Genomic DNA, 17,103 nt, shown 5'->3' on the forward strand with positions numbered 1-17,103 from the left:
CAAAGGAGTAAAAATCAATGAGTTTTCCAAAGAATTTTTTATGGGGCGGCGCAACAGCTGCCAATCAATGTGAAGGTGCCTGGGATCAGGATGGCAAAGGAGATTCTATTTGCGACCACAATCGTGCCGGAAGCCGTACCTCTAATACTCACCGCACCTTTGATCTAGAAATTGATACAGAACAGTATTACTATCCTAGCCACACAGCAATCGATTCATACCATCGTTATAAAGAAGATATTGCTTTATTTGCTGAAATGGGCTTCAAAGTCTACCGGATGTCGATTGCTTGGTCTCGGATTTTTCCTAATGGAGATGAAACGACACCTAACGAAGCTGGCTTACAATTTTACGATAATGTGTTTGATGAACTAGCTAAATATGGTATTGAACCGCTTGTAACGATCTCTCACTTTGAAATGCCGTTTCACTTAGGTAAGAAATATGATGGATTTTTAGATAAACGGACAATTGGTTTTTACGAAAATTATGCAACAACACTATTTGAACGGTACAAAAATAAAGTGAAATATTGGCTGACATTCAATGAAATTAATTTTGGTACAATGGATCATGGTAAACGCATCAGTGGTCTATTCAATCGTGACTATACTGAAACCGAGCAATACCAAGCACTACACAATGTTTTTCTAGCTTCAGCAAAAGCAGTTGTTGCTGGACACAAAATCAATCCCGATTTTAAAATCGGTTGTATGCTAGCTTACATTACGATGTATCCTAAAACATGCCGACCAGAAGACGTTTTAAAAACGCAGCAAATCAATGAAAAATTTAACTTCTTCTGTGGAGATGTTCAGGTAAAAGGAAAATATCCCTATTTTATGAAACGTTATTTTGCCAAGAATAATATTCAAGTCGACATTACAGATGAGGATAAGGCATTATTACAAGCAGGGACTGTCGATTATTATACGTTTAGCTATTACATGACCACTTGTATTACAGATGATTTAGAAAATCGCGATGATAAAACAGGAGGAAACCTATTTGGCGGCGTCTCCAATGAGTATCTAGAAACCAGTGACTGGGGTTGGCAAATCGATCCTGTCGGTCTACGGTATACTTTAAACCAAATCTATTCTCGTTATGAAGTTCCTTTAATGGTTGTTGAAAATGGTCTTGGAGCCTTTGATAATGTTGAAGCAGATGGTTCGATCAATGATGATTATCGGATCGATTACTTCAAACACCATATTATTGAAATGGAAAAAGCAATTGATGATGGTGTTGATTTGATTGGGTATACACCGTGGGGCTGTATTGACTTGATTAGTGCCGGAACAGGTGAAATGAGTAAGCGCTATGGGTTTATCTACGTCGATCATGATGACGAAGGTAACGGAACACTTGAGAGAAGCCGCAAGAAATCATTCCACTGGTATAAACAAGTGATTGAATCAAATGGCGAAAATCTCGCCTAAATCACTCTAAGCTGAAAATCTTGAGCACATCAATTGTAATTACTACTAAATCTATTATCTTACAATCAAGGAGCGTGAATGACATGAAACAGCCAATAACATATATTTCAGTAACTGAACATGCTAAAGCCCAAATCGATTTCTACGTTGACGTTTTTCCAAATACTACTACTCAATCCATCATTTATTATGATGAAATATGCTGAATGCGTTTTAAATGGACAACTAGATTTAAACGGAACGCCACTCTACTTTTTAGACATGAGACCAGAAAATCCAGTAACACCTGGTTTGCATCTTTCTTTGTATGTTGAATTGGATAGTGAAGCAGAATTGGATTAACTCTTTTCAACATTAGTTGCGGATGGATTTTTCATGATGGGACCAGAACCTGCTAGTATCTTCCAAAAGGGTACTTGGTTGACTGATCAATTTGTAATCACTTAGCAATTGGTATTTGTCGGTAAGTAAAAATACTACTACCTTGCTTAGCAAAAATAAGATAGCGCCATATTCAATATCAATTTTACTCTGAAAATTAATACACGGTTGCCAAAAGTCAACTTCTCCGGCAACCACGCAAAAAGCGAGCAATACAAAAAACGTGTTGTTCCCTTTTTGTATTGCTCAAACCTGATCGGCTTTCGACTTGATTTCATTTTTGTATTCTTTTACTGACGCTTAAATTCAACTTCAGTCTCACCATAATGAACCATTATTCACTCGACCCTATCCTGAATAATCAAAGACGATTTGATAATACATTCCCCCCATCTTTTTCATCCGTGCTAAGAACCCTTGGTAAGTAACGTGTCTCTTTCTCGTTGATAACAGCTTGAAGCCAGATATCATCTGGATCAATTCGTTCGTTAAACATCTTGTCACTCGTTGTTAGTACAAATGAATTTGGATAAACTATACCTAATACGATCTATGACCACACGGGATCGCTTGGAACAAATCAAGCACATCAAACGATTTGATTTTAATGAGAAACAATAGTTAATAGTTTTTCTTGTAAAATTGTCAACTTCTCTACTTTTAGGCTGATGATGCGCTGATCAATCGTGATATAGTTATTATGCGTCCATCATCATTTTCGCTAAAAATGAATAACCAAAAATGACGAATTTTCCACTTAAATGCCATTGACTCTTTTCTTCATCTGTTATCATAATACCTCCAATAAAATATAAAACAATCATAGCATTAAAGCGTTAAAGTCCGTACTAATACACTTTCTTCGTTTTTTAATCGTAAAACATTCTATAGTATTTATTTGATTATAAATTTAAACTACGTTAAACTTTTAAAAGAAAGTTCACTTTAATTTAAATTATTTTATAATTTACATTTTTTTAGTTGGAGTGTCTAGTTTATAAAAAAGAGGGAGCGATAGTCGATGTGTACCAGTATTACGATGACAACAAAAGATCAACATGTTTTATTAGCTAGAACAATGGATTTTGCAGTCGTTTTAGAGGGTGAACCTACGTTTATTCCACGGAACAAATTCGTATTCGTTAATGACGAAAGTTACGATCAGAAAAATGAATACGCCTTTGTAGGAATGGCACGGCAAGTGGATAAAGAACATTTTGTTTTTGCCGATGGTTTAAACGAAAAAGGACTTTCTTGCGCTGCTCTTTATTTTTCAGGTTACGCTGACTATAATAGCCAAGACACTGACAAAAAATATACCTTAGCACCTCATGATGTTGTCCCATTTTTACTTTCTACTTGTTCAAGCATTGAAGAAGTGACTCGCACCATGGAAAATGCTCAAGTTGAAAATACGGCGTTAGATTTCTTAGGAATCGTCTTACCTCTTCACTGGGTCATCACAGACAAAACCGGCAAAAGTATTGTCATTGAGTATACTGAACAAACCTTGCACATTCACGAAAATACTATTGGTGTTATGACGAATAGTCCAGACTACAAATGGCACACGACTAATCTAAGAAATTACATTGGTTTACAGCCTGAACAAAAAACAGAAGTTCATCTAAACGATATGGTGATGAAACCTTTTGGTGAAGGGACTGGTGCTTTTGGCCTTCCTGGTGATTTCACTCCACCATCAAGATTTGTCAGAGCGACTTTTTTAAAAGCCTGCTTACAAGATGTTCAAACTGAATTAGATGGGGTTACTTCAATGTTTCATGTGCTTGCTAACGTTGACATCCCTAAAGGTGTTGTAAAAACCACTCAGGCCTATGACTACACGCAATACACTGCTGTTATAGTCAATAGTTCACTGAATTATTATTATAAAACATACAATAATCAACGCATTCGTTGCATCGAATTAGCCAATGAAGATTTTGATGCCACTTCTGGAAAAATCTGGTCTAGTGGTGATTCGGAAGATATCTTGTACCGAAACAACAAAAAATAATTCATTTTAAGAAGAGAAAGAGAAGATCTGCGTTTAGATTTGTGTCTTCCTCTTATTCTTTATACACAAAACCCCATAAAAGGATAATTATTACCCTGAAAGGAGATTTAACAATAACTAAAAGAATTATGATTATTAGAGGAGTGATCAGCGGTACTACCACGACAACCAGACTAAGAATATAAAAGGAACCATCGGAATTTTGTTTGAGGTAATGGCGATTGATTCTAAAATAGAATAGCGACCGTTACAAATTACCAAAGACATGAACCGTAGACGTCAATCTAAGGTGCTAAAGAACGTATGCCACCATGGTCGTTTTAAGTGCCCATCTTGGTAAAAGCCTTAGTTTCTATGCTCATTGCTAGTGGTGCTACTGTAATGAGGAAAATGTTACGATTCTCTTCATATTCTGGGATTAAGTATTTTGAAACAATCAAAAAAACGGGCTAGCAAAATGATTCTATATCATGCTGCCTAATGGTACTAAAATCATTAAATCTTTCATGAAACAAACTAATATTGATTCACTACCAAGGATGAACGAAAAAGCCAATGAATTGAGCGCTAAATTTGTTATCTGGACGATGGTGGGTAGGGCTATCACGGCATAGGTAAAGCGGAATTGTTTGACTTCGCGGAATACGGCGGAGTAGAAACTTATTTAACCGACAATGTACAAGCGAATTTAAACTAAATCATCGGCTGATACCATTCGTATCCTATTGATTTACCGCTATTCCCAAACTCTTCAATTGAATAAAATAACAAATATCGTACTTCAGCAAATCAAAAAAACATTCAAAAATTTGTAACGTTTTTGAATGTTTTTTTGATTTATCTTCGCATTTTAGATACCTAGAGTCTATTTAGACATCCATTTTTCTACTAGCCATCCATTTGATCATTTCAGGATCAGCATGAGAGAAAAATTGGCTTTCCCCTTCATTCAAGGTGGCAATTGCTGCTTTGTCTTCTTCCGATAATTCAAAATCAAATACGGCTAAATTTTCAGCCATCCGCTCTGGTTTAACAGATTTTGCAAGTACAACAATCTCTTGTTCTAACAACCAGCGGACGATTACTTGAGCTACTGATTTTTGATATTTTTTGCCAATATTCGTTAAGAGCTCATTCGTAAAAATACCATTCTTACCTTCTGCAAAGGGCGCCCAAGCTTCTGGTATGATTCCTTCTGCTTTTAAAGCTTCGATGTTTTTGATTTGTTGGTTAAAAGGATTGATCTCGATTTGATTAACTTGAGGTACGACCTTATTGAATTCTGCCAAATCAACTGCTCGATCTACAGCAAAATTTGAAACGCCGATTGCACGGATTTTCCCTGCTGCTTGTAGTTCTTCCATAGCACGCCAAGCACCGTAAACATCATTATACGGTTGATGCAATAAAAGTAAATCCACATACGCTAAACTTAAACGGTCAAGCGAACGCTGAAAAGAAGCTTTTACTCCGTCATAAGAAACATTTTCTACCCAAATTTTTGTTGTAACAAATAACTCTTCACGTAAAATGCCTGAAGCTGCGATTCCATGTCCCACTGCCTCTTCATTTAGATACGATTGTGCTGTGTCAATATGACGATAACCGGCCTTTATTGCATCAATAACAGCTTGTTCAGCTTCTTGTGGGTTTGTGATTTGATACGTACCAAAACCTAAAATTGGGATTTCTACACCATTATTCAATGTGACTGTCTGCATTTGTCTTTCCTCCAGTTCTTTTTTTATGCTAGTAAGTAACGAACAGCCTCACTATAAACTATGGAGTGAACTTCATAGCAAGCATTTATTTTTTATTATCATACGTTACGTTCCAAAGCTCTTCAAGGTTATCAGATGTGGCTTCGCCAGATTTAAACTTAGCAATATGCTCATCATAGGTATCAATTTTGTATTGTAGTAAATCTCTTGTTTGGGTCATCTCTGTTAGCTTTTCATTGATTTCCTGCAGTTGATCTCGCAAAATTTGTTTTTGTGCTTGATCAACATTTCCATCAAGTTGAGCAAGTGTGGCAAATTCGATCAGAGATTCTATCGATACACCGGCATGACGGAGACTTTTGGCTAAATAAATCCAATTTAGATCCCTTGTTGTATAAACTCGGTAACCATTTTTATCCCGCTCGATTGGTGGAATAACCCCTACCCGTTCGTAATAGCGGATCGTGTCAGTTGTTAACCCGAACATTTCAGCTGCTTCTTTACTGTTCAACTAAACGACCTCCTTATAAGGTTCATGACAAACTTGAAAAATCGTGATTGATGATCTCTAACAATGTGAATGTATCATTCTCAAATTCAAATTTCAAAATACAACAATTGCTCAAAGCTTCTTTTTGATCGACTTCACTTGTATGGGCCCAATTTCGCATAAATTGACGGCAAGATGCACCATGAGATACACCTAAAACAGTTTCACCAGCCTCTTGCATTACCTCCAGCAAGCTTTTTGAAACACGCTCCCTAAATTGAAACTCCTCTTCACCACCGTAAGCTACAAAGAAATCCCCATAAGGAAGTGTTGGATTCAGCGCTTCACTTTCCGATTCAAAACGACCGAAATTCCATTCTTTCATTCCTTTTACTCGTTTATAAGGCATGTCAGTGACATATTCCAGCGTATCACTAGCACGTTCTGACGTAGATGCGTAGGCGCTGTCAAATGTAATGTTATGATCACTAAAATACTTTCCTGCAATCTGGGCTTGCTTGATCCCTTTTTCTGTCAGTGGTGAATCGCACCAACCTTGGATTTTTTTTCGTTGATTGAATAATGTTTCGCCATGTCTCATCAAATATAATGTTTTTTTCATATAATTCAGCCCCATTTCTATTTGTTATGTTTATCATAAACCATGAAGTGGACTCTAAGGCAAGCAAAAAAAGCTGAACTTTTTTATTCAGCTCAACTCTTTTCTTTATTCAAGTAAATGATTTTCGTCGATCTTCATCGCTAAACATTCAAACCGTCGAACACGATCTTTATTCAATTCTGTCCAAGGATTTTTTTCACTCTTGGTAGCAGTCCGTTCCGCATTTTGCGCATAAACACTTCTGCTCCATTCTCTTAATAGCTAGTAAATTGTTATTCTTTTCGGTACGTCTCAGCCAGCTTCAATATCTCTTGCTTATGCTTTTCTTGTAAGTCAATCGGCGAGATAACGTTGACGCCATTACCGAACATCAATAAAAATGGTAAAAGTGTTTTTTGCTGATTAGCGTAGATAGTGACCTCTACATATGTATCCATAACTTGAATCTCATCATCTGTGTAATAGTCATATAATTTCCCAAGGTCTTCTTTTCTAAACCTTAATTGAACCAACTCTCCATTTGCTTCAGCAGGTTTTTGATTCATGTAATCAGCTGTTTCAAAAGTTGTTTGTTGGATTGTTAGTTGTCTTATTCTTGTGACTTTAAAATATCTATACGCTTTTCGAGCCTCACAATAGGAATAAATATACCAACTACCATTCATCAACATCAATTCATATGGATGAATCATTCGTTTTGTATGATCCCCCTTGTTATCTACATAATCAATCAGCAACTTTTTATTTTGCTTTAGCGCAAGATTGATACAATTGATTTTCTCCTTCGTCTCTGCTTCTATTTCAGGCCGGTGCATTGTAGGTGACTGAAATGAAAAACGTGTTTTTACTTGTTGGCTTTTTTCTGTCGCCCCTTGCAACAGCTCAATTTTCTCTTTGATCATGTTTTGCTGATCCATGACCCCAAAGAGACCTTCACTGACATTAAGAGCATTGATGAGCTCTTGCTTTTCTTCACCACTGTAAGTATGAGTTCTCAGTTTAAAAGAATGAACTAAAGAGAAGCCTCCGTTGCGACCTGAATGAGAAATAATAGGAAAACCGGCTAATTCAATTGTTTCGATATCTCTAAAGATAGTTCTTTTTGTTACTTCAAATCGTTGGGCTAATTGAGCTGTTGATATAATTTCATTATCTAAAAGTAGAACAATTATCGCTAGGATCCGCTCGATTTTTTTCATGCAAATGTCTCCTTAAAAAATAGTTTCTTCACTCAGTAAGATTAAAGGGATGAAACTAGCATGATCCCACCTAGTTTCATCCCACTATTAATCGATAAAAAACTCTTTTATTTCTCGTTCTGAATAAATGCTATTCTCGATATTTGACTGCCAAACCTTTTAAGAAGTTTCTTGCATAACGGTCACCACATTCTTTATAGTTCCGATGTCCTTCTTTTCTTAGAATCGCACTTAATTCACTATCAGAAGCGTAGACACTCGCCAATCTTAGCACATCTAGCATATCATCACTTGTTAGAGCTAAAGCGATTTTTACTTTCTTCAACAATACATTATTAACATTACTTTGGCTGTTGATCAGAAAAGTTGGTTTAGGAGCCACACCATTTTTTAGTGGTAGTTTCCCTCTTTTGTACGTAATCAATCCATTCAAGAAAGACTCCAATGTATGATTATCGCAGACCGCATCTCGTGGAAGTTCATCTTCCTCATTTTGCTTCGTTAGTAATACTCTTAATTGATCTCTAGTGATTTCTAAATCGCCTAACTTAAAAATCTTGATCATATCGGTGTCTTTGATATCTAATGCATAACGCAAGCGAATCAGTATATCATTATTATTCATCTTTCTCCTCCAGAAAATAACTCATTGTTTCTTTAGTATAAAGCTTTCTTTCAGAGAATGCATCTATTTGTTTGAATTTACCTATCTATCCTTGCATATATGCTAATAAAGTAGACATCTTTTTTGCTATACTATTAATTAATTAGACATCTTTTAAGAAAGGAATTTTGATTATGGTAGACAAACGTAAATCTCCACAAAAATTTGACGAAGAGTTTAAAAAATCAATCGTAAAACTCTATGAAGGCGGTAAATCACAAAATGCTTTAGCTAGTGAATATGGAATCGCCCTCTCCTCTGTGGCTCGCTGGGTGAAGCAATATTCTGAAGTCCAAATTGATGATGATACGATCCTCACGGCTCGACAGATCAAGCAATTACAGAAACGAAACCTTCAGCTAGAAGAAGAAAATTTAATCTTAAAAAAAGCGATTGCCATATTCACGCCACACTCAACGAACGACTAAATGCGATTCGTATTTTACGTCATGAACACTCTGTTGTTACGCTTTGCAGGGTTCTTAAGGTTAATCGTTCGACTTACTACGAACGTTTTTCTGGAAAAATTGCCCCTAGAACAGCAGAAAATCAACAGTTAAGAAAGACGATCTTAGAAATCTATACACTCTCTAAAAAACGAGTAGGCCCTGCAAAAGTACGACGTATGCTTCTACGTGACTATGGCATTTCTATTAGTATTGGTCGCGTTTATCGACTAATGAGCACCATGAACTTACCTAAAATGTCTACAGTAAAACCTGTCTTTAAACCGACTACAGGTCAGGTTTCTTTGAAGCGCCCAAATCATTTGAAGCAAGCATTTAACCCACCTGCACCAAACCAAGTGTGGACCAGCGACTTTTCTTATATTCCTATTGGGAAAAAATCGTTTGTTTATCTTTGCGTGATTTTAGATTTATTTTCTAGAAAAGTCATTGCTTGGACTGTCAGTAAAAAGATAGATACTACTTTAGCTATTACAACAATTGAAAAAGCAATTCAAGTCAGAAAGCCTACGGCTTCTGTTCTTTTTCACACTGATCAAGGTTCCCAATATACTTCATTTGAATTCAGAAAGTTTTTAGAAAATCATTCTATTGTCCAATCCTTATCGAAACCTGGTTATCCTTGGGACAACGCTGTAACAGAAGCTTTCTTCAAATACATGAAGAAAGAAGAACTCAACAGAAGAACCTTTTCTTCTCTTCAAGAAGTCCAACTTGCTTGCTTTGAATATATTGAGGGATTCTACAACTCGCAGCGCCCTCATGGAACCTTAGATATGCTTACACCAAATGAAATGGAGGATAAATACTTTGATTCTCACTAAGTACTTGCTCTTTTTGTGTCTACTTTATTGACATTTATCCAATTTGCTATTACTGCTTATATCCAGAACTAATTTTAGTTTTGACTACGAAATACTCAAAGCTCAAAAAAATACTACATCTTATTGGTATTATAGAAGAGATTGTATCTTCATTTATGTTACAAATGGACAGACCTTAATTTTACAAGGGAAGTTATCAAAACTTATAAGTATCGATCGAATAAAATCAAGCAACAACACTCAGGATATTAGACTATCAAAAGTTATGATCATAATTTGAACAACAATAGAGCTGAAAAAAAAGTGTGTCAGATCTACTTAAATATGCTTATACCTAAAACATTGGTTTTAGGTGAAGGAAAGAATGATATATTAGAGAGTTTGAACTCGACAGAAGAAAATAACGAAGAGCAAATTTTCTTAGAGATAAAGAGAGGGATATCATTAGGCGTTTAGGTACACCAGTTTAAATTCGTAAAAAGAACCTTGGTATCGGTTGATACCAGGGTTACTTGTGATAATTTGATTTATGTAAACAAAGTAATAACTAAATTTTATTGTATAGAAAACATGAAATAGTTGAAAGCGTAAAAAGGCACCTATAATTTACAGTTGTTTCTCTTTGTATCAAAAACGAATGTTTTGGGGAATCGCATAATTAAAAAGAAACGGATACGATTCTTTGTGTCCGTTCTCTGCTGAGTAGCATAGTATTTATGAGCGTAACTTTTGATAGTCTAACATTCTGATTCTAATTACTCAATTTTCTTCGATCAATACTTTTAAGTTTTGATAGTGTTTATTTAAGAAAAAAGTGGAAGTTCTCCACTCTTTTAATTGACTTCGGATTTATATACATAAAAAATGTCAATTGTTTTTCACTTCAAAAGAACCAATTTCTTTTACGCTCTCCCCAGTGAGATTATCTATCTCATCAATTTGAACTCTATAAGTAGTCTTCATATCTAATGCACTCAAATTAAATGATATTTTAAATTCTCCTGTTTTTGGATTCCAACTAACCATGTTCAATTCTTGATTTATCTTGACACCATTTTTGAAAAGATTCGATGAATACATCTTTTTAGGTATCGCTAAAGGGTCCTCAGGATCTGCTAGCTCTATAGGTGCTTTGAAACGAGCTATAGTTTGTAAAGCATCACTTTTTACTTTAATATCTGTAACTTGATCTATATTTTTTATTTGTGGTGTTTTTGTAGTTGTTATCGGTTTATGTTCAATATCAAAACTCCAATCACCCTCGTACTGTATAACATTTGGCACCGAAAAAGCTGGACTATTTTCTTCCATCGCTTCAACCATTACCGTTTGAAACTGTTCATAATCTTGCCATGAAAGTTCATAGATATGTAACGTCAGCTTTGCATTATCTGAAACTTTGTCTCTTGAAAAATTGGCAGTGCCAGTTCCATAAAGTTTATTTCCTTCTAAGCGAAACGTTGAACCAGCACCCCCACCTCCAATTAGATCTTCCGTATTTCCTTCTTCGAATAAACCAAAACGAATATGTTGCATGGTTGGTCCACCTTTTATTAGAGGGTTTTCTGTGGCGATTTTACTGTTTTTCTCTATAAGCAAACGTAATTCATCGTCTATTTCCAATTCATAATCAAACGCTATTTTCGTAGGTGTTGAAACAAATTTTGTTAATTTGATTTCGCGTCCATTCTGAATACTAGAGAGATTAATCTTTGTTGCGATATCCTTTTCTTCTATAGCTTGTACAGCAGGATCTCTACTGATTCCAAACAACTCTTCCATTGCACCACTAATAGGCGTTTTAAAAGAGAGTATCAAGAGACCCGTGGCAGCCGCTACTAAAGTAAACATCAACACTTTTTTTTGAAAATTTCTTTGAACTACCTTTTTATGTTGAATAAATTGTCCATTTAAGATATCTTCTCGATTCTTGTTAATTTTTTTCATGGCACTTGCTGGTATTTTCATTTCATCCTGTATTTTTTCTAACATTTTCTTATCCATTATATTCCTCCTCCAATAAGTATTTCAACTTTGTCTTACCCCTAGCTACTCTCGTCCTCACTGTATTTGGAGAAATAGCTAATTGTTCAGCAATCTCTTTATAGCTAAATCCAGCATAATAATGTAAAACAAGAGGTATTTTATGCTCTTCTGACAATTTATTGAGTGCCTCTGACAAAGGCTCAAATCTATTTTTGTCAAACCATATTTGACTATGTTTTTCTTCAATTTCAATTTCTTCCACTCTGCGTCGTAAAATATTTTTTGCCTTATTAATCATGATTCGAAAGAACCACGTATTAAATGTATTATCTTTCTTTAATTGATTTATACTTTGCCAAGCTTGAATTTCTGTTTCTTGTATACAATCAACTACATCGTTCTCATTTTTTAGTAGCTTATATGCTGAATTGTATAGAACAATTTGATAGTTTTCACACAATTGAATAAATGCGGAAGCATCTCCTTTCTTCGCTTTTTTTACTAAATCCAAGTTCACATCTATTTTCAAAAGACACCTTCTTTCTCACCTATATCTATTTGACACTTTTTTTAATCAAATCGTTTCACTGAAACATAGTTTTTCATCAAAATTTAATAAAGTGAACATTACAAATCACAAAAAAGTGATCTCGCTTCATCTACGAAAAATCACTTTTAACTCCTTACTTATCACATTCTGTTTCTAGAATATACCTATACCTAAAACGAATGTTTTTGGCAGAAGAAAAAAAGCATCATGAAAATTTCATAATGCCTTTTTACTTTTTGTTTCAGAGCGTTTATACTTCTGTCTAGTATATTAGATACTATAAATTTATGAAAACTCTCTTTAAATCTTTATAGTGCTTCTTTAAGATTAGTTAATTAAACTAACATAGTTTTTATTTGCTGATACGTATCCTTGATCTGTCACTAAACGCGGCCATCCATCTTTACTAAAGATAATACCTTGAACGGTCAAAATTGTTCCTTTTTTTATTTGTACTGATTGAGTATTGCTTGCGAAAATATCTTTATCATTATAACTCCAAATATCTTGTTTAACTTCTACTTCTCCAATATTCGTTACATACTGATCAATATTATCAATCGTTGGCTTCACATAATTTTTATTTGCTGATACATACCCTTGATCTGTTACTAGGCGTGGCCATCCATCTTTACTAAAAATAATTGATTTCACTTCAATCATTGTATCTTTAGGAATTTGAATTACTTGAGTTTCAGCAGAAAATGTATCTTTATCACTATACACCCAAATATTTTCTTTCGTTACTAGTCTTTGTGCTATTGTTATATAGTCATCGATATTTCCGAGTACTGGTTTTACATAGTTTTTATTTGCTGATACATACCCTTGATCTGTTACTAGACGTGGCCATCCATCTTTACTAAAAATAATTGATTTCACCTCAATCATGGTATCTTTAGGAATTTGAACTACTTGAGTTTCAGCAGAAAATGTATCTTTATCACTATACACCCAAATATTTTCTTTCGTTACTAATCTTTGTGCCGTTGTTATATAATCATTAATATTATCGGGTAATTTGACAAAATAATTTTTATTTGCTGACAAGTAGCCTTCTTTGGTTACCAGTCTAGGATATCCCGTTGAACTATATTCAATTCTTACAATATCAATCATTTCATCTTTCTTAATTTCTCTAGATTGTGTCGCAGCCGAAAATGTATCCTTATTATTGTATACCCAAGAATTTACCTTAGCAGCTACTTTTTTAGGATTGACAGTGAAATAGTTAGTCAAATCAATTGGTGGTAATGTTGCACTCATATCTTTAAAATGAATGTATCCATCTACAACATTTTTATCAATCCAGCGTGAGTTATAATTCCCGTTATAATCATAGTTGTATTCTTCAATAAGAACTCTATTCCCATCCACAGCTGCTACCCAAGCAACATGATATTTGGCACTCCAGTAAGCTACAGAACCACGCTTTGGATTCATATCAACTTTATACCCTTGTATTTTTGCATTATTTCCCCATTGATTAGCGTTCCAATCCATCTCTTCTTATATCAAATTTGTTAACTACACTTAATCGATTTGCTACAAACGAAGGACAATATCTCGTAGCCATTTTCCAATTATCATTAGTTGCACCCAAAGGAAGATTTTTCCATTTTGCTGGATAATCATCTCCAATGATGGTATCAGCTGCGCTGACAGCTTTCGGCTGCCAAACGCTGCCTATGCTTAAAAGCATCATAACTAAAATCCCCAATAATATTTTTTTCTTTTTCTTCATTTAATAACTTCCTTTCTTATATTAAGTAAAAATAACGTTATAATTTATAACGTTATTTTTACTACATCATTTATCCGTAAATAAAGGAAGAAGGAAAATAAGAATTGTTATATTACACTTCTATAATCCAAGTTTTTTGAAAATAGTATATTCATTTAACCAGCGATTTCTGTTGAACAGGTAGAAGTCTTGATTTTTCGGCATTCCCTATCTGTTCAATAAAGTGTCATCATTTTCTGCACACTTAATTTAGACTAAACAATGAATGCTTTTCCTTACCGCCATTTATCGAGGCGAAAATACCACCATTTAAAAAGGAAATTAACAAAGGATAATTGAGCATTATCCTTCTTGTCCTAAAAACGAATGTTTATGGGAATCGCATATTTAAAAGAATCTGACTAAACGTGCTTGTGTCTGATTCCATTCTTTACATGCAGAATTAAAAAAAACGCGATCTCGCCATAACTACTAAAGATCGCGTTTTAATGTATATTTAGTTATACTCATACAGCTTAGTTTAATGCATTCTGTCTGATTTTTAGTTACTGTTTTCTCACGATAGTTTTAATAAATCGTTAGCTCTTCTTTAGTTAATGACTGAAATTCAAATACTATTGGGGTCATTCTTTGTTTCATTTCTTCATACTGCACGAAGTAATCTTCTAATTGCAATTTAGTCACTTTCACTTGAGTAAATATTCCTTTCAACAGGAGAACATGCTCTGTTTCTAAATTAAAAATACAAACTGATCCTCGAGGATTTGCTTTTAGACAAGAGGCAATTAAATCTTCTTCTTCCATACAAAATAGCATTGAATAAGTATTCAGCTTCCGACAGGGTTTCCAAAAGGCTTGAACCTCTGGAAATCTCATCGCATTTGTTGTCATAATCACGACCAACTCATTACAGGTATTTTCTTTTTTTCTTCTGTTTGACATAGTAATCTCCCCTTTTCATTAAGTTAAGATTAATTTATCAAACATCATCTTTTAAAACATCAATTACGCTCTTTAATTTATATATTTGAACAACTCTATTGAGCATTAGTAATCATTTGTCACTTTTCAATTTAAATGACCAAATTTCTTTCGACTTATTTGGCACAATAGGCGAATGCCATTCAGTAAATAGCCGTTCTTCTAAATGTAATATTAGTTTGTGCCATTTATCAATATAAAATCTATGCCATTTAAAAAGAAAAATGGCAGCACCTAAATTTTATATAATAAACGTGGATCGTATATATCAAATAGATTACAACCAATTAATGTAGTTAATGTGGGTTCGAATCCTACCCCTACCATATGCCAGACACTACTATTTGGTTAGACTTCATTATGGCTTTAATTTCCAGTTACGTATATGATTTGTTAAAGGAAGAAATTATAATGAATGTTTTTAATCTAGCTTTACCTGTACTTTTACTTTTCTTCTGCGGAGCGGTAGGGTAGCCAAATAGGAAAAGGCGTGGTGGAAGCAGAAGAAAAGTATTTTTTTCTTGAATTAACATAATAAATCTAAAAAAAGTAGTTTACCTATTTGATTTAAGCTACTTTTTTATTTACACCAAAAACCGTCGTTTAAAGTTCTTCGCTATACAAAAACAAATCTAACGTTTTCCAAAATAAAACAATTACAGCAAAAACTAAAGTATATTTCACATCAATCTTATCCAACATGCTGCTTAGCCAAACAGTTACTTGATTCCACCATTCAATAGTTTAATGAAAGTTTATCCGCAATACATAGAAAAAAACTTTATTTTCTCTTTATTTCTTAATCAACAAAGGACTGAAAGCGTCAGAACTAAATCATAAATCGATTTAGTTCTGACGCTTCTTTTCTGTTTATTCAACCTCAACTTTTGACCGCCACGAAGTTCCACAACGATCAACGATTTCATTCAATGTTTCGATATTCTCTTTCCCTTGGGTGGCAAACCAGTCACGGCCAGCTGCTTCTCCTTTAGCTGCAAATGGTTTTACCCCTTCACGCCAAGTTGCACGTCCACAAAGGACACCGTTAAACTTAGAACCAGCTTCTTTAGCAAATTCCAGTGTTTCCTGAAATAACTTTGTCGAAACACCTGCACTAAGAAAAATGAATGGCAGTTCAGTTAATTCGCTTTGTTTTTTGAAATAACCTAACGCTTCTTTTTTGCTATATACCACTTCATTTTCAGCAAAGCCTTCTACATAGTTCATATTTACTGGGACTTCCATTTTCAAAACATCAATATGATATTGCGGTTTAGAAAATTCAATCATTGACTCTAATACTTTATGAGGCTTTACTCTGGCAAATGCCGCAGAATTTGCATCAATAATTTCAGTATCATAGGTGACGATTTCTACAAAAAGCGGGATATCTTCTCCGAGGCATTCACTGCCTAAACGTTCTACAAAAACATGCTTCAACTTATTGATTGCAGCCGGTTCGTCTGGATCATAATAAAGTAAAAACTTGATTGCATCAGCACCCGCTTCTTTCAAACGTGAAACTGACCAACTCTCTAATAAATCTGGCATTCTACCTGGTATTGTTGTATCATATCCAGTCTTTTCATAAGCTAATAGCAAGCCACAGTTTTCATCACGTACTTTGGTTGCTGGCAACCCGTATTCTGGATCAAGCAGAATCGCTGAAGCGTAGGGTGTCAGCTCTTGTGAAGCGACTTGTTTGAACTCGACAATTTCTTCTCCTGTTGCCATTGTACTAGCAGCGGCAATCATTTTTTTCAGCGAACCTCGTTGATCGATTGCCAAAGCTTCGATCAATCCTTTTTCATTTGATAAACGATTTAAAGCATCCATTTTTGCTTGACTGATTTTGATCATCGTAACGACTCCTTTGCTCTTTTTAAGGAAATACTTCTCTTACTCTTGAGTATACTCTCTAGCATTTATAAAGACAAAGGAGATGATAATGAAACTTTATAAGACAACTTTAAATAAAATGAAGAATTCCTTCTTGACCTGATACCCGTTTC

At 34.6% G+C, this 17,103-nt stretch carries 16 protein-coding genes; 4 read left to right on the forward strand and 12 right to left on the reverse strand.

Translation table 11 applies throughout. The features are described 5' to 3' along the window. The first annotated feature begins 17 nt into the window (after positions 1–17). Together A5866_RS09590 and A5866_RS09595 are read left to right on the forward strand one after the other, a co-directional pair. On the forward strand, positions 18–1,442 hold the full coding sequence (locus tag A5866_RS09590; protein ID WP_086443679.1) for a glycoside hydrolase family 1 protein: 1,425 nt from the start codon (positions 18–20) through the stop codon (positions 1,440–1,442). A gap of 120 nt (positions 1,443–1,562) precedes the next feature. Then, positions 1,563–1,784: a hypothetical protein gene (locus A5866_RS09595; RefSeq protein WP_140335112.1), complete on the forward strand. Its 222-nt coding sequence runs from the start codon at positions 1,563–1,565 to the stop codon at positions 1,782–1,784. Between the two features lie 400 nt (positions 1,785–2,184). Here the strand turns inward: A5866_RS09595 and A5866_RS09600 are convergent, their stop codons facing one another. Next, entirely contained in the window at positions 2,185–2,319 is a 135-nt protein-coding gene (locus A5866_RS09600) for a hypothetical protein (protein ID WP_254907243.1), read from the reverse strand. Positions 2,320–2,844: 525 nt separating this feature from the next. On the opposite strand from A5866_RS09600, the gene A5866_RS09605 reads away from it, so the two are divergent. Further along, positions 2,845–3,843 (forward strand): linear amide C-N hydrolase, encoded by a 999-nt coding sequence (locus tag A5866_RS09605; RefSeq protein WP_086278129.1) that lies wholly within the window; start codon positions 2,845–2,847, stop codon positions 3,841–3,843. Positions 3,844–4,712: 869 nt separating this feature from the next. On the opposite strand, the gene A5866_RS09610 is transcribed toward A5866_RS09605, so the two are convergent. The 5 genes from A5866_RS09610 to A5866_RS09630 all read right to left on the reverse strand — a co-directional run bounded on the left by A5866_RS09610 (position 4,713) and on the right by A5866_RS09630 (position 8,500). After that, positions 4,713–5,564: an aldo/keto reductase gene (locus A5866_RS09610; protein ID WP_086443678.1), complete on the reverse strand. Its 852-nt coding sequence runs from the start codon at positions 5,562–5,564 to the stop codon at positions 4,713–4,715. Positions 5,565–5,649: 85 nt separating this feature from the next. Then, positions 5,650–6,075, reverse strand: coding sequence for a MerR family transcriptional regulator (locus tag A5866_RS09615; RefSeq protein WP_086443677.1), 426 nt, complete (start codon positions 6,073–6,075; stop codon positions 5,650–5,652). Positions 6,076–6,097: 22 nt separating this feature from the next. Further along, positions 6,098–6,676 (reverse strand): histidine phosphatase family protein, encoded by a 579-nt coding sequence (locus A5866_RS09620; RefSeq protein WP_086443676.1) that lies wholly within the window; start codon positions 6,674–6,676, stop codon positions 6,098–6,100. A 272-nt stretch (positions 6,677–6,948) separates the two neighbouring features. Beyond that, positions 6,949–7,875 carry a helix-turn-helix transcriptional regulator gene (locus A5866_RS09625; protein ID WP_086443675.1) on the reverse strand — a complete coding sequence of 309 codons (927 nt, stop codon included), beginning with the start codon at positions 7,873–7,875 and terminating at the stop codon, positions 6,949–6,951. Between the two features lie 130 nt (positions 7,876–8,005). Then, positions 8,006–8,500, reverse strand: coding sequence for a DUF1456 family protein (locus tag A5866_RS09630; RefSeq protein ID WP_086443674.1), 495 nt, complete (start codon positions 8,498–8,500; stop codon positions 8,006–8,008). Positions 8,501–8,673: 173 nt separating this feature from the next. Between A5866_RS09630 and A5866_RS09635 the strand changes: the two genes are divergently transcribed. Continuing rightward, positions 8,674–9,830, forward strand: a protein-coding gene (locus tag A5866_RS09635) for an IS3 family transposase (protein WP_254907511.1) whose coding sequence is annotated in 2 segments (ribosomal slippage) — positions 8,674–8,932 and positions 8,932–9,830 — 1,158 coding nt in all. Because the reading frame shifts where the segments join, the coding sequence is not laid out codon by codon here. Positions 9,831–10,697: 867 nt separating this feature from the next. Here the strand turns inward: A5866_RS09635 and A5866_RS09640 are convergent. From A5866_RS09640 to lacD, 6 genes are all read right to left on the reverse strand, one after another. Continuing rightward, entirely contained in the window at positions 10,698–11,834 is a 1,137-nt protein-coding gene (locus A5866_RS09640; protein ID WP_086443673.1) for a hypothetical protein, read from the reverse strand. Beyond that, positions 11,827–12,345: an RNA polymerase sigma factor gene (locus tag A5866_RS09645; RefSeq protein ID WP_086278108.1), complete on the reverse strand. Its 519-nt coding sequence runs from the start codon at positions 12,343–12,345 to the stop codon at positions 11,827–11,829. Before A5866_RS09645 ends, A5866_RS09640 begins: the two co-directional genes overlap by 8 nt. 348 nt (positions 12,346–12,693) lie before the next feature. Then, positions 12,694–13,869 (reverse strand): DUF5776 domain-containing protein, encoded by a 1,176-nt coding sequence (locus A5866_RS09650; RefSeq protein WP_254907510.1) that lies wholly within the window; start codon positions 13,867–13,869, stop codon positions 12,694–12,696. Then, positions 13,853–14,110 carry a hypothetical protein gene (locus tag A5866_RS09655; RefSeq protein WP_254907509.1) on the reverse strand — a complete coding sequence of 86 codons (258 nt, stop codon included), beginning with the start codon at positions 14,108–14,110 and terminating at the stop codon, positions 13,853–13,855. The genes A5866_RS09650 and A5866_RS09655 overlap by 17 nt, the downstream gene beginning before the upstream one ends. Before the next feature lie 567 nt (positions 14,111–14,677). Continuing rightward, positions 14,678–15,052 carry a hypothetical protein gene (locus A5866_RS09660; protein WP_086278103.1) on the reverse strand — a complete coding sequence of 125 codons (375 nt, stop codon included), beginning with the start codon at positions 15,050–15,052 and terminating at the stop codon, positions 14,678–14,680. Between the two features lie 909 nt (positions 15,053–15,961). Beyond that, entirely contained in the window at positions 15,962–16,951 is a 990-nt protein-coding gene (gene lacD, locus A5866_RS09665) for a tagatose-bisphosphate aldolase (RefSeq protein WP_086443672.1), read from the reverse strand. Positions 16,952–17,103 lie beyond the last annotated feature (152 nt).

It is taken from the genome of Enterococcus sp. 12C11_DIV0727 (assembly GCF_002148425.2).
GTDB lineage: Bacteria > Bacillota > Bacilli > Lactobacillales > Enterococcaceae > Enterococcus_L > Enterococcus_L lemimoniae.